This window comes from Halomonas halocynthiae DSM 14573, assembly GCF_000425725.1.
In the GTDB taxonomy this organism is placed as follows: Bacteria; Pseudomonadota; Gammaproteobacteria; order Pseudomonadales; family Halomonadaceae; genus Halomonas; species Halomonas halocynthiae.
Genome location: NZ_KE384439.1, coordinates 677,980 through 700,336 on the forward strand (window position 1 = coordinate 677,980; position 22,357 = coordinate 700,336).

Here is a 22,357-nt window from a genome sequence, read left to right on the forward strand (position 1 = left end):
GGACCTTTCCATGGCAGACACCTTGCTTGACCAACTTGCTACCATGACGACGGTAGTGGCCGACAGCGGCGACCTTGATTCAATTCGACGCTTTTCCCCTAGCGACGCCACCACCAACCCTTCGCTGATTCTGCAGGCCGCCCAGCTGCCATCACGTCGCCAGCGCTTGGCAGAAATTGCCCAGCAAGCAACAGATATTGATGCAGCTCTAGATGACGTTGCGGTAGAGATCGGCACAGAAATCAGCGCCTTGGTACCTGGTTATGTGTCTACAGAGGTCAGCGCAAGACTTTCCTTTGACCGTGAAGCAACGCTCAACAAAGCGCGTTCATTAGTTGAGCGCTACGCTCAAAAAGGCGTTACCCCTGACCGCATCCTGATCAAAATTGCCGCGACCTGGGAAGGTATTCAGGCAGCAAGAATACTGGAGCGAGAGGGAATTCAAACTAACCTGACACTCCTGTTTGGCATGGCTCAGGCTAAAGCGTGCGCTGATGCAGGCGTCACGTTGATTTCCCCCTTCGTTGGCCGCATCCTCGATTGGCACAAAGCCCATGCCCCTGGGTCAGATTTCAGTGGCGCCAAAGACCCCGGTGTTAAATCCGTGCGCAGTATCTATGAACACTACAAATCGCATGGCATTAAAACAATTGTGATGGGCGCCAGCTTTCGCAGCGCAGAGCAGGTCACAGCCTTGGCAGGCTGCGATCGTTTAACAATTTCTCCTGCCTTGCTTGACGAGCTAGCGAACAGCCATGGAGTACTGGAGCGCCGACTGAGTCCTCTAGGTAGCAAAGCCGGCTCACCCGAACCTCAGGCAGAAACAGCGTTTCGCTGGGCGCTCAACGAAGATGCCATGGCCACCGAGAAACTGGCGGAAGGTATCCGCAAGTTCATGGCCGACCAACGCAGTCTGGAAACCTTGCTTGGCGAACTACGCCATAATTGATGAACCAAAAATACCTACAATCTAACGATTAGCCCCGTGAGGCTTAGTCTGACGACTGAGCCTCAAGCATTTCTACCAATGGCTGAAACTGTTCGCGATTATGCTTGTTCATGCACATCAGGATCCGGTGTGCTTCAAGAATACGGTCACGCAGATCGTTTTCACCGCTCGGCACTTCAGCAAGCTCCTCAAGCTCGCAAGGCTCTTTAATCGGCCCTTCCAGCAACGTGTAGTAGTGAGCAAAGCCCATTACATCCAGCATTCGTCGCACATCAGGATTATTCACTACAATCGTTGGCGGCTGCTCAAGTCGCCCGCTCAGCGCCATCGCAACTTTGGCCAGAAAGCCAAGGGCAGTAGAGTCAATATTCGTGGCATCGCGCAAGTCCACCATTACCGCCGTCAGACCAGGAGTTTCCGCTAAACGCTGAGCTTGATTATCAAGTGTAGCGCATAGCGTTAACCGTACATCACCACTCAGTTTGAGTACGAATACGCCTGATTCGAATGCCGCTTTAATGCGGCCCTCATGCATTATCATTAACAAATCCACCAAGCGTCATGATCGTCAAATCATCAGGAAGCTCTTGGTCTGTATCATCGTCGTCAGCCAGCCACTCACTTTCTCTGGCAAGGTAACCACTGATGCTCAGACCTTCAATAAAGGCTGCCACACTGCCACTGTTTGCCACACGACACGTTAAGTCAGCAAGCCTTTCCGTTAGCGTGTCACCAGGAAGACACTCCAGCACGCCATCAGAACACAGCCATAACTGAAACGAGGCAGGCAGCTCACACCCCAGTTGGGGAAACGTCAGATCAGGAAACAACCCCACGGGCATGCCCTCACCGGCCAATGGCTGCGCCTTACCATCCGCGACCAATAACGGCATCGGTAGCTGAGCCCCCATGGAATAGTGTAAGTAGCGCGTTTGTTGATCAATAACGCCCATAAACAGAGTCGCATGCTTACCAATACCCGTATCCAGCAGCTCCTGATTCAGCTGACTTAACCAGTTAGCAGGCAATGCCTCTGGGTTCTGCCCATCCCAGGCAAGCCGCATGCGGTTGAATAGATACCTGAGCAATACCGTCACAAAAGCCGACGCCACACCGTGGCCTGACACATCGGCAAAATAGAACAGCGTATAGCGATCGTTGAATCGCTTGAAATCAAGAAAGTCTCCCGACAGATAGAGCGACGGGGCCAGCCAGTAATCACAGCTCACCTCACCTTCAGAGCGTGGACGCAATGGCAGCAACCTGCGCTGAATATGTCCACCGGCCTGCTGGTCAAGCCTAAGTAGCTCAAGGTGTGTCTCCAAGCGCTCATTGCGCTCTTCTAGGCGCTGCCGACTCAGGCTCTGCTCAGCACTACAATGACTCAAGCGAGCAATACGGCGAATCATTTGCTGTAGCAACGGCGCCTGGCGTAGCGGCTCAGGTAAGTAGTCAATGACACCTGCCCCTGCGGCCTCAGCCATCGCCGCGCTATCAGCAGCGCTCTCATCCCCCTCAGTAACCATCACCACCGGCCAGCGTGCAGCAAGCTCAACACCAGCCGCCAGAGACAACGCTCTAGCATGCACCACCACCAGTACAACGTCCCTAGGCAGCGCGTCCACACTATCGCTCACCGCCACTGGGTGACCGCCCTTCTCTATGACGTTAGCCAAAGCCTCCCGAGCGGCGTCTGGCCTATCGATCAAGCCAATCAGCTCACTGTCAGTAGACATCTCGTCACGACCTCAGTCGGCAAAGGCATCATCAAAATCAACATCATCCAGGTCGAATTCGTCACTCGCGAACGGATCTCTGCCTAACTGCCCGTCAAGTACTTCAAAGCGCCGACGCTGGAGATAGGTGTCACGTAAAAAGACATAACGATCACCGCTGATCAGTTTTTCCTGATCAAGATACCCTGCGCGGGTATCGATGACGTCCAATAGCGCCAAGCCCACCGTAATTCTATCGTTATCGACATAAGCCAGTGGGCTGGTATACACATCCGCCGGTAAGCCCGCAGTATCACGCACCATACTTGGGCCGAGCAATGGAAGCACCAGATAAGGGCCTTCTCCTACGCCCCAGACTCCTAGAGTTTGGCCGAAGTCTTCACGATTACCCGTTAACTCCATATCGGTTGCCACATCAAAGATACCGGCAATCCCCAGCGTAGAGTTAAGCACAAAGCGGCCCGTCGAAACTCCCGCATTGCCAGGTTTACCCTGCAGCAAACTGTTGATGGTAGTGCGAATTTCACCAAGGTTAGAGAAGAAATTCCCAACCCCCGTTTGCACCGGCTCCGGCGTCACATAGTTATAGCCTTGCGCCACCGGCTTGAGCGCATAACGATCTAGCACCTCGTTAAAAGCAAACACCTTACGATTGAAACCTTCCCAGGGATCGTCAGGGTTACGGTCCTGCACGGACGTACCCGCACAGCCGGACAATGCCACAACCGTCAACACGGTAGTCAGCCCGCTCAGCGCCCTGCGCTTGCGTCGACGTTTGGCAACGTGGCCAACAGACAGAGATTGATTTTCCATGCTCACAGATCCTTGAGTTCAATCATTCAACAGCGGCGTACAATCACGCTTCCTGCACTGTATCCAGCACCAAAAGAGCACACTACGCCGAGTGCGCCAGAAGGCAAGTCATTACGGTGCAAATGAAACGCAATGATAGAGCCGGCAGAGCTTGTATTCGCATAACGATCAAGAATGATCGGCGCTTGCTCAGGCTCTGGGGGGTGACCCAGTACTCGGCGCGCAATCAAGTCATTCATATGCCGATTAGCCTGATGCAGCCACATTCGATCAATATCACTTCCCGCCAACGACAAACTGGCAAGATGATCACTGATCAGGCTTGCCACCATCGGACAGACATCCTTAAAGACGCGCCGCCCTTCTTGTACAAACAGTTTATCAGCCGCCAGTGGGTCGCTGTCACTGACTCGGTTAAGAAAACCGGCATTATTACGAATTGCATTAGAGAATTGCGTCACCAGGCGAGTATCCAGCACCTCAAAAGCCTGTTCAACAGTAGCCACCTGTTGGCTTTCCAGCACAATGGCGGTACAGGCATCACCGAAAATAAAGTGACTGTCACGATCACGAAAATTCAAGTGTGCGGTACAGATCTCTGGGTTAACGACAAGCACGCGCTTAGCGCGACCGGCACGAATCGCATTCGCGGCGGTTTCTATCGCGAAGGTTGCCGAGCTGCAGGCAACGTTCATATCAAACGCATAACCTCCCGCCCCCAGCGCCGCTTGAAGCTCTACGGAAACAGCCGGATAGGCGCGCTCCAGATTCGAGCAAGCCACAATGACCAACTCGATATCCTCAGCGTTAACGCCCGCATTCTCCAGCGCCTGCTGAGCAGCAATCAGGCCCATTCGACACTGAGTTGATGTGTCGTCATTAGCGCGCTCTGGCAAGCGCGGACGCATGCGCTCAGGGTCCAGAATACCTTCAGCGTCCAGCACATAGCGGCTATGAATACCTGACGCTTTGACAATGAACTCGCTACTCGAGTGCGCCAATGGCTCACACTCACCTGCCTCGATAGCCGCGGCATTGCGAGTATTTTCCGCATCTACCCAGTGGTTGAATGTTGCCACCAGCTGGTCGTTGTCGATGCTATGTTGCGGGGTGAAAAGCCCCGTGCCGGTGATTACTACGGCAGTCATATCTTTTCCCCTGTATTTCCTTGACGCGCTACCTAGCAAGCCAGCTAGCGACCGGTCAGCTCGGCCCAACGTCGTTCGAGCCGCTTATCCGATACCGTCATCGCGGTACCCAGCTGCTGAGCAAACAACGACACTCGCAGCTCCTCAATCCACCAGCCAAATTCCACCAGGCCTGGAGCAACAACACCACTACGCTGCTCAACCTCCAGCCGAGCATCAAGCCGGGCCTGAAAATCCTGCACCTGCTGCATCAGAAGCTGATCGCGACGATGCTCACGTGGCGCCTTTTCAAGCCGTACCAAGGCAGCTTCCATATAGCGAGGATACTCCGTCAGCCATCGGCCTGCCTCCTGTATAAAACCTGGATAAACCAAGCGCGCCATTTGCGCCTTGAGATCAGCATAACTAAGCGCCAGAGCAAAACTGAGTCCACCTTTCAGTGCTTTGGTGACGGCAAGGTGCCCCTTCAGCGCCGCCTCGAGTGTCACCAGCATCTCCTTGGCGTATGGCAAGAGCTCATCCTGACAGGCTAACAACTGTTGATCCAGCTCCGTACGGCTACGCGGTAGTGGCTCAACCGCCACCACTTGCTGAAACACTGCCGCTACCAGGTCATCGGCCAACTGCCGCTTGGTGCCCACCTTAGTAAACAGCAGCGCACAGGGTGCAATACCTGGCAAGCTCTGTATCGCTTTTATTTGCCCTGGAAGCTGATCCATGGCGGCTCTGACGACACCACGGCGATGGGCCACCAACGCTTTGTCTGGGTGATCAAACAACTCAACGCGATACCCCTCAGGCTCTGGCACCAGTGCAGGATAGGCTTCAACACGAATACCTGCTTGCGTCGTTACCCGAGACTCGGGCAAGGCCTGCTCAGGCAAACCAGCCAATGCGCTATCGTCATTATCCTGAGCGGCCAGGGCACGCGCGCCTTCACCGGCAGCTTTCTCAAAACGCTGTTGCAACGCCGACAGATCACGCCCTTGGCCGAGCATTTTTCCATGATGATCAACCACGCGTACATTCATGTGCAGGTGCGCTGGCAGCTGATCCTGACGCCAGTCATCCGGGTGCAGCCGCAGGCCAGTTTTGACGCGCAAAAACTCACCCAACGCCTCAGTCAGCGGTGTTTCATCAGGCACTAGAGACGCCAGCGCTGCATCTACCCAGTCAGGAATCGGTACCACCTGACGCCGAATGCCCTTGGGTAAGGATTTGAGTAGTGCAATGCATTTCTCACGAAGCAAACCTGGCACAAGCCATTCTAGACGCCCCTCCGGCAGCTGCGACAACATAGCAGCAGGCACAACCAAGCTGACACCATCGTCTTCGGCGTCGATAGCAAAGTGGTAGCTCAGCGGATAGCTGACACTACCCACACTTAAATGATCAGGATATTGCGCCTGAGTGACTTCCTCAGCATCTCGAGCTAACAGCGTGTCACGATCAAATTTGAGTATCTGCGGCGTTTCTTTTTCAACCTTACGCCGCCATCCCTCAAACCCTTTACCGTTAACGACATCATCAGGAATTCGCGCGTCATAAAAATCAAACAGAGCTTCCTCATCGACCAAAATGTCACGCCGCCGAGCACGGTCTTCAAGGTTTTCGACCTCATCAATCAGCGCCCGATTGTGAGCAAAAAACTCGCCTTTAGTGCGAAACTCCCCCTCGACCAGCGCACGCCGAATAAACAACTGACGCGCTTCTTTGGGGTCGATTGCGCCATAGTTAACCCGCCGCCGGCTGACAATCGGCAGACCAAACAGTGTGACTTGCTCCAGCGCCATGACTTGCGCACGCTTCATTTCCCAGTGCGGGTCGCTATAACTGCGTTTCACTAAGTGCTCTGCGGCAGGCTCAATCCACTCGGGCTCAATACGTGCCACCGTACGAGCAAATAACCGCGAGGTTTCGACTAACTCAAACGCCATCAACCACTTGGGTGTTCGCTTGGCCAAACCCGACGCAGGGTGCACCATAAAACGGCGATTACGTGCCCCAAGATATTCACGCTGCTCATGAAACATCCCTAAGTGCGACAACAGCCCTGGCAACAGCGCGCGATGCAGCTGAGCCGCCTGACGGCTGATTTCTCGTCGCTGGGCGGCATCAAGCCGGCTGGCAGACGAATCGTCATCAGAACGTGCAAGCGTGCCATCCAACGCCTTCTCAGGCTGAGAACGTGGTGGTGGCGCAGGCACGATGATATCCATTTCGCGCAACAACTGGCGCAACTGACGGAAGGTATCGTGCCATTCGCGTAGACGCATATAGTTCAGGTAGTTGTCACGACACCAGCGACGCAGCTGGTTACCAGATAACGCCTCCCGGGCATCGGCATAGCCGTGCCACAGATTAACCAGCGCCACAAAATCCGAATCGCGGTCCTGCCAGCGACGATGCGCCTGATCGGCCGCCTGACGCTTCTCAGCAGGCCGCTCCCTGGGATCTTGAGTCGCCAGCGCAGAAGCGACAATAAGCACATCGCGCAGCCCACCCTGCTCAGCGCCAGCCAGCACCATCCGCGCCAGTCTCGGGTCGATAGGCAGGCGTGCCAAGCGGCGGCCCAACGGCGTCAACTCTTGCTTCGCACCAACAGCGCCAAGCTCGAATAACAACCGAAACCCATCCGTAACAAATCGCGAGTCGGGAGGATCAACAAACGGAAAATCAGTAATGTCTCCCAGCCTGAGCGATAGCATCGACAGAATCACCGAGGCCAGGTTGGTGCGGCGAATTTCGGGGTCGGTAAACTCTGGCCGCGCCAGAAAGTCCTGCTCGTCATACAGCCGAATACACAAACCCTCAGCCACTCGGCCACAGCGTCCTTTGCGCTGGTCAGCACTAGCCTGGCTAATCGGCTCTATTGGCAAGCGCTGAATTTTTGAGCGATAGCTATAGCGGCTGATACGCACCAACCCTGGGTCGATGACATAACGTATACCGGGCACAGTCAGTGAGGTTTCGGCCACATTAGTGGACAACACAATACGACGGCCGCGATGGGGGGAAAAAATACGGTTCTGTTCAGCATTAGACAGCCTGGCATATAACGGCATAACCTCAGTGCCTTTGAGGTTTGCGCGGCGTAACGTATCAGCCGTCTCGCGAATCTCACGCTCGCCAGGCAGAAACACCAGAATATCGCGTGGGCCGTTTAGCCAACCTTTCTCACGCTCAACACGTGAAATTTCCTCAACCGCTTCAACAATGCCCTGCTGCAAGCCAATATCTTGCTCATCGTCGGCATCACGCACCAACGGCCGATACTGCACCTCGACGGGAAAAGTACGCCCACTAACCTCAATAACCGGCGCTGAGCGCTTGCGCCCATCACTACCTACCAGCGCGAAGTGCTCAGCAAAGCGCTGCACATCGATAGTGGCGGAGGTAATGATTACCTTGAGATCCGGGCGACGTTCGAGCAGGCGCTTAAGATAACCCAGCAAAAAATCGATATTAAGGCTGCGCTCATGGGCCTCATCAATAATGATCGCCTCATAACGCAGTAGTTCAGGATCATTGCGCGTTTCTGCCAGCAAAATACCGTCAGTCATCAACTTGACCAACGTTGTATCAGCCGTGTGGTCAGTAAAACGCACTTGATAGCCGACCGGCCCGCCCAGCGGCACTTGAATCTCTTCCGCCAAGCGCGTAGCCACCGAGCGCGCCGCTAAACGCCGTGGCTGGGTATGTCCAATCAGCCCACGCCGGCCCAGCCCCAGCTCTAAGCACAACTTAGGTAACTGGGTCGTTTTGCCAGACCCCGTCTCGCCAGCTACCACCACCACCTGATGCTCGCTCAGCGCCTCAAGAATATCCTCGCGCCGCTGACTAACCGGCAGCGCTTCAGGATAATCCAGCGTTAACGATGACTGCCGCCGCGCATCCACTTGCGCTCGCGAACGACGAATATCGCGCTGAACTTCCTGAAGGCCACGATCAATCGGCTTACTTTGACGCTCACGCCGCTGTAGCCCGGCCAAGCGTTTGCCTAACCGATGAACGTCGCGCAGCAGCACATGAGAAAGCTCGCGCTTCAGCTCCGCAACACCGGGCGGCGTGTTAGCGGGCGAACGGGGCGATATGGTTGAATCGTCAGTACGGGAATTACTCACAGGGCGGTCTGCTGGCTCCATGAAAGAAAATAAGCGGCGATGAAAAACCCGCGACGATCAAACGACCGACGCGGGCTGAAGATTATACCTTTGACACCGGCAGGAGACTAATTACCCTGCCGCATTGCCAGATGTTGCCTTGGCATCGCGCAACTCACGACGCAGCACTTTGCCGACGTTGGTTTTCGGCAATTCATCCTTAAACTCTACGTAGCGCGGCACTTTGTAGCCCGTCAGCTCCTTCTTGCACCATTCGCGCAGCGTCTTTTCATCTAGCGATGGATCGCTTGCAACAACAAACAGCTTGATGGTTTCGCCGCTAGTTTCATCAGGAATTCCCACAGCAGCAGATTCCACAACGCCGGGGTGCATGGCAACCACATCTTCGATTTCATTAGGGTAAACATTGAAACCAGACACCAGAATCATGTCTTTCTTGCGGTCTACGATACGCACATAACCATCATCCTGAATGACGGCAATATCTCCCGTCCGAAACCAGCCATCCGCACTCAGCACCTTGCTGGTTTCTCCCTCCAGATTCCAGTAACCCTTCATAACCTGAGGGCCTTTCACGCACAGCTCACCCGACTCGCCTTGAGCTAAATCGTTGCCATCCAGGTCAATCACCTTGACCGACGTACCCCCAACTGGGCGACCAATGGTACCCAGCTGAATGGCGTCGACAGGGTTGAATGTCACAATGGGAGAGGTTTCAGTCAACCCATAACCTTCGGCCACTGGGCAGCCGGTAACCTCCTCCCAGCGCTGGGCAGCAGCTTTGGTTAACGCCATACCACCAGAAATAGTCAAACGCAGTGACGAAAAATCCAGTTTGTGAAAGTCATCACGACTACAAAGTGCATTGAACAACGTATTGAGGCCCACAAAGCCAGTAAACCTGATGGATGACATTTCTTTGATTAAACCATCCAGGTCGCGCGGATTAGTAATCAGCACAGAATGGTTGCCAGTCACCATCATGAACAGGCAATTCACGGTAAACGTATAGATGTGGTAGACCGGCAGCGGCGCAATAATGGTTTCCTGCGCATCGTTGAGCCCCTTGCCAATAGCCTGGTGCGCCTGAAGCATATTCGACACCAGGTTAGTATGCGTCAGCATGGTACCCTTGGCACGCCCTGTGGTCCCGCCGGTATATTGCAGAGCCACCACATCCTCTGCCTGGCACGTCGCTTCGCTTAACTCACGTGCGGAACCGCGCTTGAGTGCATCACGAAACGAAATAGCCTTAGGCAATGAATAGGACGGCACCATCTTCTTGATATAGCGAACCACCCCATTAATGATCTGGCGCTTGGGAAAATGGTGAAAATCGGCAATTTCCGTAATCAGCACATGGCGAATATCGGTGCGCGGCAGTATTTTTTCCAACTTGCTGGCCATATTCGCCAGAATCACAATGGCCTTGGCACCAGAGTCTTTAAATTGGTGGGCCATTTCCCGCTCTGTATACAGCGGGTTGGTGTTAACCAGCACCATTCCAGCACGCAGAGCACCAAATACCGCCACGGGAAACTGCAAAAGGTTGGGCAGCTGAACGGCGATTCTGTCGCCAGGTTCCAGATCCGTTTCATGTTGGATCCAAGCAGCAAAATCATGCGACATCTTATCAAGCTCAGCATAACTCAGGGTACGCCCCATGCAAGTAAACGCTGGCTTGTCAGAAAACCGCGCAACGGAAGAATGGAAGACATCCAAAACCGTGGCGTACGTATCAACACCCTCAAGTGCCGGGCCGCTCAAAATCGTATTGCTGGCTGACTCACTCATAAAAATCTCCAGGCTATGATCGGCCGCTGGCCGTTCCTTGTTATTCTGAACTCACCATATACCAGAGGCTTCGATGCTGTAAAACAACCGATTCAAACTTTCGTTTTAAACCGCCCCTTGATTTCGCCTTCACGCCAGATCAGAAGCTCGCCTGGCGCCAGCCGATGCCAGTCCTCATTGTCTGTTAACGGCTCAGTTACAACCACCGATACCACATCATTAGGCGTTGTGTGTTCAGCAAAGTTCACCGACAGTTCGGCATCAGACAGGTTCGCCTCACCAAATGGAGCGCGACGCGTAATGTGTGCAAGCTTAGTGCTGCAGTAGGTATATAAGTATACCCCGTCAGACAGCAATAAATTGAACACCCCCAACCCCCGCAGCCGTTCACATAACTGGTGCAACAGCTGCCAGGCCTCCTGGCACTCTTCGGGCGGGTTTGGAAAAGCACGGCGCATTTCACTCATCAACCAGCAAAATGCATGTTCGCTATCGGTATCACCTATCGGGCGATAATAATCCAAGGTCAGCTCCTGCCAACCGTCGAGCTGGCCATTATGAGCATAACACCAGGGACGCCCCCACATCTCACGGGTAAATGGGTGTGTATTCGCCAGGCGCACCTGCCCGACATTCGCCTGACGAATATGGCTGATGACAATATTTGACTTGATGGGGTACTCACAAATCAAACGTGCAATCGGTGAATGCACCGACGGGTGTGGATCACGAAAGTCGCGATACCCCCCTTCTTCATAGAACGCAATGCCCCAGCCATCCTTATGCGGTCCCGTGCCCCCGCCACGATGCAGGAAGCCGGTAAAACTGAAGCAAATATCAGTGGGTACATTGGCACTCATGCCCAGTAATTCACACATGGAAGTCCCTTCAGTGCGTCGTTCAGGAGAAGTCGCGCCACGGTTGTAAGCGCTGAATGGCGAGCCGCAATACAACCTCTCAATACAGTATCTTTAATGAGGTCAGCGCAACGTCGGCTCCTGACGCGCTGACACCTTACTATGCGACTGACGCGTATGAGACGGCTGGGTGACTGGCTTATCCTCAGGAATCGCCGACAATGTTGCACCTGTGGCAGTGCCATCATCGCGCCGGTTACCGCCATCGTTACTGCCGCCGTTATTTTCATCATCGTGGCTATCTGAGGGAGCATTACGCTTCAACTTAGCCTGCCGACGAGCCTCGGCACGACCTCGTCCTACCCACCACAATAAAAGGCCACAGCCTGCGCCAGCCGCCGCCGCGACGATCAGTAGAAACAGCGTTGAGCTAAACACCGAATGCTCACCCTCAAGAAAAGCTAGCCCCGCAACAACAGCAGCCGGTGCCATACCGTGATAGCTTTCACCCTGTTCAAGTAGCCGCAACGAATAGTTAGCAGGCATCCACATGACTCCTGCCACTGCCCAGCTAATTACCAAACGTGGCAAGCGTGGTAAAAAGCCCAGCGCCAGATAGCCAGTAATCAATACCAGCACAGACAGGACGGCATAGCCCAACCATAGTAGGCTCATTGAATCCGTAGTCAGCATTACACCCTCGTCATTGGTGTGCTCTCAGGCACACCTCGTTGAACATTTATCGAGTATGGTACATCCAGCGCAATGAAAGCACAGCAGCCCAAAGAACTGAACTTACCCACACATGCCACTCAGCGATCCGCACTGGACTTCCAGCGTAGCGATGATCCTAACTGGCATTGGTTGGAAGCGCATGATACACCGCAGGTGAAGGACTTTCTGAATACAGCCAACCAATCGTTCGATCAATGGTTCAAACCACTGAAAGGCCTGGCCGAAAACCTTTACCAAAGCCAGTTAGCGCGTCGTGAACTAGCGGCCAAAGGCCTACCCACAGCACACGACCATTTTACCCTATGGAGCGAAATTTCAGCCGAGGCTGACCACCCCGTGTGGTGGCGTCACCCCAATGACTCACCTGACCACAGTGAGTGTTTTTTTGATATTCAGGCACGCGCCAGCGAGCATGTTTTTTTCGATATTGGTGACATGGCGCTATCGCCAGACGAGAACTGGCTGGCCTGGAGCGAAGACACCCAAGGTAACGAAACGTACACAGTATGGCTCAAACACCTGCCAGATGGCGCACCCAAGCAACTGCTCAGCGACGTGGGGCCAGAGCTATGCTGGGCAGAAGATAATCGCACTCTGATCTTCACGCGATTTGATACCACCCAACGCCCAGATAGCCTATGGCGGCTACCACTTGAGCTGGAACCGCACTCGACACGCATTGGCGAGGCCACACTAATGCTGCATGAAGACGATGGTGAGTTCTGGGTCAGTCTAGGTAAAACCCGTTCGCGCCAGTGGTTACTGCTGGAATGTGCCTCGAAGGACACCTCTGAAACCTGGCTGGTACCTGCCTCACTTCCAGAGACACCGCCGCACTGCTTTCTACCCCGCGAGACAGGAGTTGAATACGGTATCGACCACCGTGCGGGCCACTTTTATCTCTTACACAACCGTGACGCCAGACATTTTTGCCTTGACCGCATTGACGAATCGACAGCCACACAAAGCCACAATACTGCTAACGGGACCAGCACAGAGCGCCTGATAGCCCATCGCCAAAACACAACACTTGAGAGCATTGATGCCTTTTCCTGGGGGCTGGCGATTAGCGAACGTGATCACGCACAAGCACAAACACGCATTCGTATTATTGACTACGACACCCACCACCAAGTGCAGCATGACCGCTACCTTCTTTTGCCAGAAACGCCCTGTAGCCAAGTAGCTGGCGACAATCCTCACTTCAACAGCCGCCATTTCAGGCTGGCAGAAGAATCTTTTACTCAACCTCCAAGCTGGTTTGAGATAAACCTGGATAACGGCCAACGCCGCTTATTACGTCGCCTCCCCGTACTCGGTGACTTACAGCCTGAGCAGCTAACATCACGCCGACTCTGGGTGCGCTCCCATGATGGTGAGCGCATCCCCGTTTCCGTCGTCAGCCGCTCTGATCTGAGCGACCAACCGTTACCCACGCTACTTTACGGCTACGGTGCCTATGGCGACGAACTAGACCCCTGGTTCTCCATTGCGAGGCTGGAGCTGCTTAACCGCGGCGTAGCATTTGCCGTCGCCCACGTCCGTGGTGGTGGTGAATGCGGCGAACCCTGGTATCAGTCCGGAAAGCTGGAACACAAAGCCAACAGCTTTCACGATTTCATTGCGGCGCGAAATGGCTTGGTAGATGCTGGCGTGTCATGTGCTGAGCGAGTGGTTGCCTATGGCAGTAGCGCCGGCGGGCTGCTGGTAGCCGCCAGCCTTAACATAGATGCCTCGGGCTTTTGTGGTGCCGTGCTCGATGTGCCCTTTGTTGATGTGCTGCGTACTATGCAAAATCCCGATCTGCCGCTGACTACCGCTGAGTACAGTGAGTGGGGAAACCCCGACGACCCTGATGTATGCCAGCGAATACGCAGCTACTCGCCACTGGATAATCTACCGCCCTATCAGCCTCACCCTCAGCGGCCCTGGCCACCGGTATTGATTGAAGGTAGCTGGCATGACACGCGAGTTGCGTATTGGGAGCCAGCCAAACTCTACGCTCGGCTCTGCCAACTGGAACACTCACCCAGCGCGGCTCACCCCATTTTACTGCGCACTGATATGGATACCGGCCACAGCGGCGCATCGGGACGCTTTCAGGCTTGGCGAGACACCGCTCGCCAGGACGCGTTTATTCTATGGGCGCTTGGCTGTACTGAGCGGCAAAAGCATGCTGAGCAGAAAACGCCACGCAGCGCACCAGCGCCGTAACCGACTGACCTACCGTTAGCCCCAGCTCACGCCACGCTTGGCGTGTCACTCGGGCACGCAGCGCCTGATCGCCCAAGCGCAGGCGCAGCTCAACACTGGCATCAGAGTCAGATAGCAGAGTCGCCTCCTCAATAACGGCATTGAGCTGGTTACGGTAACTCAGCCCATTCAGCACGCCGCTAACCGCCGGCTGAGTCGCCAGCGCGATATCGCGGGCAGGTATACGCAAGCGTATCGATTGACCTTGCGGCGCATCAAATGCGGGCACACGCAATAATTGACCATCAGCCAAGACAATTTCAGTCAGTCTATCGTTGTCATCGTGGCGATGCACTTGCCCGACTAAACGGCTGGCTCCATCAAAACCGGCTAGTGGCTCGCTCAGGTCGAAGCGCAGCAACATCTCATCCAAACTGCCAGACGCCAGCACCTTACCCGCGTCCATCAGCACCAGTGCATCGGCAACGTCAACAATCTCCTCTGGTGCATGGCTAACAAATACAATCGGCACGCCAACCTCAACACTCAGGCGGCGGATATAACGCAATAATTCTGTTTTGCGTGCGGCATCCAAACCGCTAAGCGGCTCATCCATCAATAACAAGGCTGGGTCACTGAGCAAGGCACGACCAATGGCCACTCGACGGGCTTCGCCGCCCGACAAAGTCGCCGGATAACGCCCCAGCAGCTGACGAATACCCAGCAGCTCAACAATCGCACCGAAGCGCCTCGCCATATGTTTCGGCATGCCATAACGCAAGTTGCCGGCCACTCGGTAATGGGGAAACAGCCGCGGCTCCTGAAACACCACGCCCAAGCGCCGACGGTGCGGTGGCAAACAACGCCCTTGCTCAGTATCAGCAAGCACGGTCTGCCCCAACGCAATACGCCCTTTCTGCAGACGATCCAACCCTGCAACTAGCCTCAGCAAACTGGTTTTTCCGCAACCCGAACTACCAAATAGCGCCGTCACACCACGCATTGGTAAACTGAGCTGAGCCGCCAACTGAAAACGCCCCTGGTGCTGCATAATGTCGATAGTTAAACGCTGCTTATCCGGCATTGGCTGTTCCGCCATGCGTCTCTCCTCCGTCTCGCCCTTGCAGCCGCAGACGCGCACGGCGAGCTAACCACTCTGACGTCACCAACGACACCATGGCAATAATAATAGCCAGCACACACAGCCGAGCCGCGGCGGCCTCACCGCCTGGCGTTTGTATCAAGGAATACAGCGCCAACGGCAAGGTGCGTGTTTCGCCAGGGATATTAGACGCAAAGGTGATTGTGGCCCCGAACTCGGAAAGCGCTCGGGCAAAAGCCAATACCGTGCCCGTCAATAGCCCCGGCAGCGCCAGCGGTAGTGTGACGGTAAATAGCACTCGCAGCCGCCCTGCACCCAGTGTCGCAGCAGCCGCTTCAAGCTCAGGGTCTACCGCCTCGAGCGATAAGCGAACAGCGCGCACCAAGAGCGGAAACGCCATTACGCCACCGGCCACAGCGGCGCCTTGCCAAGTAAAGGGCAAGCGAATACCAAGGTGTTGGTGCATCCAACTCCCCAGCACACCTTGAGTTCCCAGCCCCACCAGTAACAAGTAACCCACGACCACCGGCGGCAGCACCAGCGGTAGGTGTAACACCCCATCCAGCAGGGCTTTACCGCGAAACTCCCGACGCGCCATCAACCAGGCAAGGGCAATGCCTGGCACCAATATCCAGCCTACCGCCACGCCAGCAATTTTCAGGCTGATCAAAATGGCATCAAATTCAGCTTGGCTAAGCTGCATCACGCCCCAGTCAGAGATCATCGGCATCAGCAGCACTGAAACCGTGGCGCTCAAACACCTCTCGTGCTTGCGCGCCACCCAGCCACTCTCGTAATGCCTGAGCTTCAGCGCTTGGCGACATTTCAACGCCGTCGCTGATCAACGCAATCAGGTAAGTAACTGGGGTATGGCTGTATTGAGGGAAAACACCTAGCTCTTTGACCTTATCACTGGCTTGCCCATCGGTGCGATACACTGCGCCCAGCGGGACTTCGCCGCGCTCTACCAACGCCAGCGCCGCGCGCACGTTATCAGCACGGGCCAAGCGTGGTGCCAGCGCCTCCCACTCACCCAACGACTCAAGCGCTTCCTTGGTATAAAGTCCCGCTGGCACATGGTCAGGATCGCCAACCGCCATCCGTTCACCGTCAGCTAATGCGTCAATTAACGCACCGTCCTCGCCAGGCTGCAGCGCGTCAATCGGGCTACCCAAAGGAGCGACCAGCACCAGCCGGTTATTAAGCAAGTCTTTGCGCTCACTGAGCGCTACACCTTCCTCATCCAGCCAGTCCATCCAACGCGTGTTAGCCGATAAGTAGATATCGGCCGGCGCCCCATTAGCAATCTGGCGCGCCAGCGTCGAAGAAGACGCATAAACAGAGACCACGTCCACATCGGTAGTTTCACGATAAAGCGCCACGGCCTCATCAACAGCATTGGTTAGCGATGCGGCTGCCAAAAGATGTACACGCTCGCCTGCCTGAACACTAGCGTTCAAAACTATCGCAATACCACCAGTAGCCAAGGCAAACCATTGACCTTTAGAAAGCGGCATAAAACGTCTCCGAAAGCGTTATATAAAAATAAAATAGCGATAGGACTATAGCCCGCTCTAAGACCTCGGGCAAATGTGCACTGGGTGTTCTAGATGATGCGCAACGTGCCCCTTGGAAATGAAAAATGGCTGGCGAGCACAAACCAGCAACGAAGAGCCGACTAACAAGCGTCAGCTCAATCGCACAATGAAAGGAAGGAAGGAAGGAAAGAGGATTAGCCGTCTACCGGCAGAACCGCGATGATATGATTTTCAAGCTCACTATCAGGCACCAAACGGCCCGAAATGGCAAAATTTCGCACGCTAATCCCCTTACGATGCACTCGCTCAGGATCACCACACAGCAACGGATGCCAGCCGGCCAGCTTGCGCCCTTCAGCCATTCGCCGATACGCACAGGAGTGTGGCAACCAGCGATACTCATAGGCACGCTCAGGCGTCAGCTGGCGGCAGTCGGGCACCCGCATTAAGCGGTTAGCGTAATCGCTACAGCGACAGGTTTGAACATCAAGCAGCTCACAGGCCACATCTAGAATAGCCAGATCACCGTCGTCATCTTCCAGCTTCATCAGACAACACTGGCCACAGCCATCGCACAAGGCTTCCCACTCGTCCTGAGTTAACTCGTCAAGCGTGTAACGTTCCCAAAAACGTTCGCGCATCAGTAACGTGCCTCTGTGGGGGCGCGGTACAGATCTAGCAGATAATCTTCTTTAGCTGGCGGCATCTGAAAGTAATAACCCTGCTCACGAATGGCGACCATTACATCGGCAGCGCTAACCCGCGCCAGTTTTTTATCGTCACTCAAAATCAACGTCATCGCTGATAACGGCTTACCAAACCGCTCAAGCAGCGGCTCAGGAACATCCGCTAAGCCATTTTGCTTGTCAACATACAGATACATCTCTTCTTTGTGTGAGCTGCGAAACACCTCACATAGTATCTTGCCTTGCATGGTTGTCATGATGCGCTAGCCACCTCATTCAGGATATCGGCCAGCGCTTTTGACAATCGCTCGCCACGCCAGCCACTAGGTAACGGTAAACTTTCGCCACGTAGCGATGCCGACGTGAGCGCCTCCAGTTCGCGGCGGTTAAGCAGCATTTCGGGCGCAATACCCAACTGCTGAGCCTCAGCATTAACCACCGACTTCATGGCTTTCATTCGCTTTTTAAAGGCTGGGTCCATAGGCGACAGCGGTGGCACGGGCAACTCAGACTCTGCAACCTCACGGGCCTGTTGCACCAGCGCCAGCAGCGTATCGCCCTCACGTTTGACCAGCGGCGGCTTAACCCCCTCAACCTGCGCTAACGCAGCACGGTTGGTGGGCATGCGTTCAGCGATGGCGTATAGCACCTTGTCGTGAATTAACCATCCGCGCGGTAAATCCCGCCGCCTGACTTCGCCTTCACGCCACAAGGTGAGGCGACGATAGGCGTCTACCTGGCGCGCCGACAACCGCCACAATTGGCGCTGACGAAGATACCACTGGCCATCTGCCGCAGTGCTTCGAACCGCTTGTGCAGATAACTGCTGACAGTGTTCTTCAAGCCAGCCCAGCCGCCCCAACTGTTTCAATTTTTCTTGCTGCTTCGTCCATACATCCAGCAAGTACACAACATCCAGCGCAGCGTAGGTAAGCTGAGTGCTGCTCAATGGCCGCTCCAGCCAATTAGAGCGCGTTTCATCCTTGGGTAGCGTTTCTCCAAGCCACAACTCAACCAACTTCTGGTACCCCATGGATGGCACCTCTCCAAGCAGGGCTTGGGCGATCTGAGTGTCCACTAAAGGCGTGATGGCAACGCCAGCCCAGTTAGCAAACACTTCGAGATCTTCACTGGAGGCATGCAACAGCTTAAGCTGCGCCGAATGATTCAGTAGCTGGCGAAACGCATCCGTACACGCCACCTTGGTCGGGTCAACCAGATACGCAGCACCACCCGCACAGAACTGAATCAGCGCTGGTACAGGGTGAAAAGTCCGCTCACGAAAAAACTCCGTATCCAGCGCAATCACCGACGCGCCAGACACAGCGTCACAAGCGGTATCCAAAGCGTCCGGTGTATCAATCCAGCAAATCTCAGGGGTAACTAGCATGAAGGTTCCGACAGATTAATGCGGCAGCCGCTAGCCGTTGAATGGCAAACGACCATTGAAGGCGCGACTCAACGTCCCACCATCGACATATTCAAGCTCACCGCCCATGGGTACGCCATAGGCCAACCGCGACAACTTGATTTCACTGGACGCCAGCAACATGGCAATGTAATGCGCCGTGGCTTCACCCTCAACCGTCGGGTTGGTGGCCAACACCACTTCGTCAATGTTGCCCTTGGCGATGTAGGCTTCCAGCTGATCGATGCCTACGTCTTCAGGCCCGATGCCATCCAACGGAGACAGGTGCCCATGCAGCACAAAATAACGGCCATGAAAGCCCCCCGCCTCTTCAATCGCCAACTGATCCGCCGGCGATTCCACGACGCACAGCAGGCGATCATCTCGGCGCGGGTCAGCGCACAGCCGACACAGCTCGTCTTCCGTTAACGTACGACAGCGCTGGCAGTAGCCGACCTGCTCCAGCGCGAGCCCTAGCACTTCCGTCAGCCGCTGCCCGCCTCGGCGCTCGCGTTCCAACAGGTGCAGCGCCATACGTTGCGCTGTTTTAGGCCCAACGCCAGGCAAAATACGCAGTGAATCGATCAGGCGATCCACCAACGGGGAAAAACTCATCGCACAGACCTATTCAGCGGCCTACTCAACGGCCTATTCAATGAACTAAACGCCATACCAGCTCGCAGCTCGTTCAGAACGGCATCTTAAAGCCAGGGGGCAGATTCAGACCCGAGGTGGCTTGTTCCATTTGCTGGCGCGAGTTCTGCTCAACCTTGCGCACGGCATCATTAACGGCTGCTGCCAGCAGGTCTTCAAGCAGCTCTTTGTCTTCTTCCATAACGCTTGAGTCAATGGACACGTCAATGACATCATGACGACCGTTCATGGTGATTTTAACCATGCCAGCCCCCGCCTCGCCCAACACTTCGGCCTTGGCAATTTCTTCCTGGGCCTTCTGCATTTTTTCCTGCATTTCCTGGGCTTGCTTCATCATGTTACCCATTCCACCCTTGAGCATGGCACTATCCTCGTCAGTAAGTCGTATCGTTTTTTGAAGCGTTTTTAAGTGAGCGACGCTCGTGCCAACAGACACGTCCAACTAGTGCGTTACCGGACGCACCGTGGCCTCTTCAATCGTGGCACCAAACGTTTCCTTAAGCTGTTGTACATGGGGGTCATTACGCAACGCATCAAGTGCCCAGGCATGGCGTTCGGCATTAAGTTGCTCGGCCTGCTGCTGGGGGGTCTGTACATGACTTGGCAGCTCACCTTCCTCCACCACCAGTTGACGCGTATAACCCGCCTCGCTCAATGCCTTTTGAACCCGGCGCTCATGAACCTCAGCGCGCATTGCTGACACCTCTTGACTCAGCTTGAGCAAAACGCGGTGGCCATCATCGTCTTCAACAATACAATGCGCAGCCAAATTACGCGTCAGCCCCGTCAATCCCAGCGACTCGAACATGGCGAGCCACTGCGTATGGTCGAGTCGCTCCTTCATGGGCACACTCAACCTGGGCGCCGAGGGTAGCGTCGAAGAGATCGACGACCCTGAATTATCCTCTGGCCCTGCGGCAATCGTGGGGGCTGACTCAACAGTCGTTTCTGGTTCAACAGCCGGTATTTCATGCGGCTCCTGAGTGGCTGATTCTACCCAGGGTGGCAACGAGTGCGGGTCTCCTACAGGAGAAGCCTGACGCTCTGGCTCTGGCTCTGGCTCTGGCTCTGGCTCTGGCTCTAGCTCTGGCTCTGGCTCTGGCTCTGGCTCTGGCTCTGGCTCTGGCTCTAGCTCTGGCTCTGGCTCTGGCTCTGGCTTCAAGTCTGGCGCTGACTGACGGCTGGGCTCAAGCCCGACGGCAGACTCAGGCTCACTTGCGGCCTGAGGCGCCAAACCAGTGTTTCGCGGCGGCTCAGCACTACCACCCTCCGTCTTTCCTGCACCACCGCTCATAGGCAGCGGCGCCTCTGGTGGCTTAGGTACACCCTGGGGGCGAAATGCCAGCATGCGCAATAGCGTCATTTCAAGTGCGGTGCGTAAATCCGGCGCATGCGCCATATCGCCCCGCCCCTGCACGCCAATTTGGTAGTACAGCTGAATATCTTCCGCAGTAAAGCGAGCTGCCAGCGCCAGTAACTCGTCACGGTCCCCATGACTGTTATCTACTGCTTCGGGCACCATCTGTGCAATCGCTAACCGGTGCAGTACGCTTGTCACATCATCCAGCACCCCGGCAAAATCTGGCCCCTGCTCAGCCAGTCGTGCGACTTCAGCAAGCAATTGTGCGGCATCAGCATTGGCCAAAGCGTCGATCAAGGCCAGCACATGGCGATGGTCAAGCGTGCCTAGCATGGCAGCAACATCGGCGTGATTTACCTTGCCCTGCCCAAAAGCAATGGCCTGATCAGTCAAGCTCATGGCATCACGCATCGAACCATCAGCCGCCTTACCTAACAGCCATAACGCCCGCTCTTCAAACGCAATCTGCTCTGCTTCCAAAACGTGTGACAGATGTCCAACAACCTTCTCTGGTGGCATATGCTTGAGCGTAAACTGCAAGCAGCGTGAGAGCACAGTTGCCGGAAGCTTTTGCGGATCAGTCGTAGCCAGCAGAAATTTCACATGCGGCGGTGGTTCTTCCAGTGTTTTAAGCAGCGCATTAAAACTGCTGGTAGAAAGCATGTGCACCTCATCAATCAGGTACACCTTGTAGCGCCCCTGAGTTGGCAGGTACTGCACATTATCGAGCAGCTCACGAGTATCTTCTACTTTGGTGCGCGACGCCGCATCCACTTCGATCAAATCAACAAACCGGCCTTCATCAATGGCGATGCAGTTGGGACACTCACCACAAGGAGTGGATGTCACGCCCTCATCGCCTTTACCACCGGCAGTGCAGTTCAGGCACTTGGCTAAAATTCTTGCTAACGTTGTCTTACCCACCCCGCGTGTGCCGGTAAACAGGTAGGCATGATGCAGTCGCCCCTGGTCCAAGGCGTTAACCAGTGCGCGCTGCACGTGATCTTGTCCAACCAGTTCGCGGAAGGTACGCGGCCGCCATTTGCGGGCCAGAACCTGATAACTCATGTGGCACAGAATCCTTGCAGCTGGGTCGGTAGCAAGCCGGAGGTAGAGAAGCCATCCGGCATACTGCCGGTTCAATAACGCTTTTTGTTATTCTACCGACTGGCACGCAAGGCGCAAAGACAAAGCCATTGATCAGACCACTGACAGATCCACTATAACTGGATACCCGTACAGATAAGTGGGTATCATTAA

At 55.1% G+C, this 22,357-nt stretch carries 19 protein-coding genes; 2 read left to right on the forward strand and 17 right to left on the reverse strand.

Features of this window, described 5'->3' with window-relative positions; all coding sequences use genetic code 11:
- The first annotated feature begins 10 nt into the window (after positions 1-10).
- Complete coding sequence (gene tal, locus H616_RS0108780) at positions 11-949, forward strand: transaldolase (RefSeq protein WP_027967037.1); 939 nt, start codon at positions 11-13, stop codon at positions 947-949.
- Positions 950-992: 43 nt separating this feature from the next.
- Here the strand turns inward: tal and H616_RS0108785 are convergent, their stop codons facing one another.
- From H616_RS0108785 to H616_RS15685, 8 genes are all read right to left on the reverse strand, one after another.
- The gene (locus H616_RS0108785; RefSeq protein ID WP_027967038.1) at positions 993-1,490 is read right to left on the reverse strand and encodes an STAS domain-containing protein; all 498 of its coding nucleotides are present in this window, start codon (positions 1,488-1,490) and stop codon (positions 993-995) included.
- The gene (locus tag H616_RS0108790) at positions 1,477-2,685 is read right to left on the reverse strand and encodes a PP2C family protein-serine/threonine phosphatase (protein ID WP_027967039.1); all 1,209 of its coding nucleotides are present in this window, start codon (positions 2,683-2,685) and stop codon (positions 1,477-1,479) included. The genes H616_RS0108785 and H616_RS0108790 overlap by 14 nt, the downstream gene beginning before the upstream one ends.
- Positions 2,686-2,697: 12 nt before the next feature.
- Positions 2,698-3,498 carry an MlaA family lipoprotein gene (locus H616_RS0108795; RefSeq protein ID WP_051234122.1) on the reverse strand — a complete coding sequence of 267 codons (801 nt, stop codon included), beginning with the start codon at positions 3,496-3,498 and terminating at the stop codon, positions 2,698-2,700.
- A gap of 26 nt (positions 3,499-3,524) precedes the next feature.
- A complete protein-coding gene (locus tag H616_RS0108800; protein ID WP_027967041.1) occupies positions 3,525-4,646 on the reverse strand; it encodes a beta-ketoacyl-ACP synthase III in 1,122 nt (373 codons plus the stop codon).
- A gap of 44 nt (positions 4,647-4,690) precedes the next feature.
- On the reverse strand, positions 4,691-8,695 hold the full coding sequence (gene hrpA / locus H616_RS0108805) for an ATP-dependent RNA helicase HrpA (protein ID WP_240470564.1): 4,005 nt from the start codon (positions 8,693-8,695) through the stop codon (positions 4,691-4,693).
- Between the two features lie 186 nt (positions 8,696-8,881).
- Positions 8,882-10,564, reverse strand: coding sequence for an AMP-binding protein (locus H616_RS0108810; protein WP_027967043.1), 1,683 nt, complete (start codon positions 10,562-10,564; stop codon positions 8,882-8,884).
- Between the two features lie 92 nt (positions 10,565-10,656).
- Complete coding sequence (locus tag H616_RS0108815) at positions 10,657-11,442, reverse strand: class II glutamine amidotransferase (protein WP_027967044.1); 786 nt, start codon at positions 11,440-11,442, stop codon at positions 10,657-10,659.
- 102 nt (positions 11,443-11,544) lie between these two features.
- Complete coding sequence (locus H616_RS15685) at positions 11,545-12,114, reverse strand: hypothetical protein (RefSeq protein WP_205619072.1); 570 nt, start codon at positions 12,112-12,114, stop codon at positions 11,545-11,547.
- Positions 12,115-12,186: 72 nt separating this feature from the next.
- On the opposite strand from H616_RS15685, the gene H616_RS0108825 reads away from it, so the two are divergent.
- Positions 12,187-14,370, forward strand: a complete 2,184-nt coding sequence (locus H616_RS0108825) for a S9 family peptidase (RefSeq protein WP_027967045.1) — start codon at positions 12,187-12,189, stop codon at positions 14,368-14,370.
- On the opposite strand, the gene modC is transcribed toward H616_RS0108825, so the two are convergent.
- The 9 genes from modC to dnaX form a co-directional block, all read right to left on the reverse strand.
- Positions 14,291-15,448 (reverse strand): molybdenum ABC transporter ATP-binding protein, encoded by a 1,158-nt coding sequence (gene modC / locus H616_RS14575; RefSeq protein WP_051234124.1) that lies wholly within the window; start codon positions 15,446-15,448, stop codon positions 14,291-14,293. The genes H616_RS0108825 and modC overlap by 80 nt on opposite strands.
- Positions 15,423-16,154, reverse strand: a complete 732-nt coding sequence (gene modB, locus H616_RS0108835) for a molybdate ABC transporter permease subunit (protein ID WP_027967046.1) — start codon at positions 16,152-16,154, stop codon at positions 15,423-15,425. Before modB ends, modC begins: the two co-directional genes overlap by 26 nt.
- A gap of 10 nt (positions 16,155-16,164) precedes the next feature.
- The gene (modA, locus tag H616_RS0108840; protein WP_027967047.1) at positions 16,165-16,968 is read right to left on the reverse strand and encodes a molybdate ABC transporter substrate-binding protein; all 804 of its coding nucleotides are present in this window, start codon (positions 16,966-16,968) and stop codon (positions 16,165-16,167) included.
- A 215-nt stretch (positions 16,969-17,183) separates the two neighbouring features.
- Entirely contained in the window at positions 17,184-17,630 is a 447-nt protein-coding gene (locus tag H616_RS0108845; RefSeq protein WP_027967048.1) for a YcgN family cysteine cluster protein, read from the reverse strand.
- Positions 17,630-17,932: a YcgL domain-containing protein gene (locus H616_RS0108850; RefSeq protein WP_027967049.1), complete on the reverse strand. Its 303-nt coding sequence runs from the start codon at positions 17,930-17,932 to the stop codon at positions 17,630-17,632. The genes H616_RS0108845 and H616_RS0108850 overlap by 1 nt, the downstream gene beginning before the upstream one ends.
- Positions 17,929-19,065: a ribonuclease D gene (rnd, locus tag H616_RS0108855; RefSeq protein WP_027967050.1), complete on the reverse strand. Its 1,137-nt coding sequence runs from the start codon at positions 19,063-19,065 to the stop codon at positions 17,929-17,931. The genes H616_RS0108850 and rnd overlap by 4 nt, the downstream gene beginning before the upstream one ends.
- A gap of 30 nt (positions 19,066-19,095) precedes the next feature.
- Positions 19,096-19,698: a recombination mediator RecR gene (recR, locus tag H616_RS0108860; protein ID WP_027967051.1), complete on the reverse strand. Its 603-nt coding sequence runs from the start codon at positions 19,696-19,698 to the stop codon at positions 19,096-19,098.
- Between the two features lie 73 nt (positions 19,699-19,771).
- Positions 19,772-20,098 carry a YbaB/EbfC family nucleoid-associated protein gene (locus tag H616_RS0108865; protein ID WP_027967052.1) on the reverse strand — a complete coding sequence of 109 codons (327 nt, stop codon included), beginning with the start codon at positions 20,096-20,098 and terminating at the stop codon, positions 19,772-19,774.
- Positions 20,099-20,179: 81 nt separating this feature from the next.
- Positions 20,180-22,165 carry a DNA polymerase III subunit gamma/tau gene (gene dnaX, locus H616_RS0108870; protein ID WP_027967053.1) on the reverse strand — a complete coding sequence of 662 codons (1,986 nt, stop codon included), beginning with the start codon at positions 22,163-22,165 and terminating at the stop codon, positions 20,180-20,182.
- Positions 22,166-22,357: the final 192 nt, after the last annotated feature.

Coding starts and splice junctions, on each gene's coding strand:
- tal (WP_027967037.1), top strand. CDS start 11: ATGGCAGACACCTTGCTTGACCAACTTGCTACCATGACGACGGTAGTG.
- H616_RS0108785 (WP_027967038.1), bottom strand. CDS start 1,490: ATGATAATGCATGAGGGCCGCATTAAAGCGGCATTCGAATCAGGCGTA.
- H616_RS0108790 (WP_027967039.1), bottom strand. CDS start 2,685: ATGTCTACTGACAGTGAGCTGATTGGCTTGATCGATAGGCCAGACGCC.
- H616_RS0108795 (WP_051234122.1), bottom strand. CDS start 3,498: ATGGAAAATCAATCTCTGTCTGTTGGCCACGTTGCCAAACGTCGACGC.
- H616_RS0108800 (WP_027967041.1), bottom strand. CDS start 4,646: ATGACTGCCGTAGTAATCACCGGCACGGGGCTTTTCACCCCGCAACAT.
- H616_RS0108810 (WP_027967043.1), bottom strand. CDS start 10,564: ATGAGTGAGTCAGCCAGCAATACGATTTTGAGCGGCCCGGCACTTGAG.
- H616_RS0108815 (WP_027967044.1), bottom strand. CDS start 11,442: ATGTGTGAATTACTGGGCATGAGTGCCAATGTACCCACTGATATTTGC.
- H616_RS15685 (WP_205619072.1), bottom strand. CDS start 12,114: ATGCTGACTACGGATTCAATGAGCCTACTATGGTTGGGCTATGCCGTC.
- H616_RS0108825 (WP_027967045.1), top strand. CDS start 12,187: ATGAAAGCACAGCAGCCCAAAGAACTGAACTTACCCACACATGCCACT.
- modC (WP_051234124.1), bottom strand. CDS start 15,448: ATGGCGGAACAGCCAATGCCGGATAAGCAGCGTTTAACTATCGACATT.
- modB (WP_027967046.1), bottom strand. CDS start 16,154: ATGCAGCTTAGCCAAGCTGAATTTGATGCCATTTTGATCAGCCTGAAA.
- modA (WP_027967047.1), bottom strand. CDS start 16,968: ATGCCGCTTTCTAAAGGTCAATGGTTTGCCTTGGCTACTGGTGGTATT.
- H616_RS0108845 (WP_027967048.1), bottom strand. CDS start 17,630: ATGCGCGAACGTTTTTGGGAACGTTACACGCTTGACGAGTTAACTCAG.
- H616_RS0108850 (WP_027967049.1), bottom strand. CDS start 17,932: ATGACAACCATGCAAGGCAAGATACTATGTGAGGTGTTTCGCAGCTCA.
- rnd (WP_027967050.1), bottom strand. CDS start 19,065: ATGCTAGTTACCCCTGAGATTTGCTGGATTGATACACCGGACGCTTTG.
- recR (WP_027967051.1), bottom strand. CDS start 19,698: ATGAGTTTTTCCCCGTTGGTGGATCGCCTGATCGATTCACTGCGTATT.
- H616_RS0108865 (WP_027967052.1), bottom strand. CDS start 20,098: ATGCTCAAGGGTGGAATGGGTAACATGATGAAGCAAGCCCAGGAAATG.
- dnaX (WP_027967053.1), bottom strand. CDS start 22,165: ATGAGTTATCAGGTTCTGGCCCGCAAATGGCGGCCGCGTACCTTCCGC.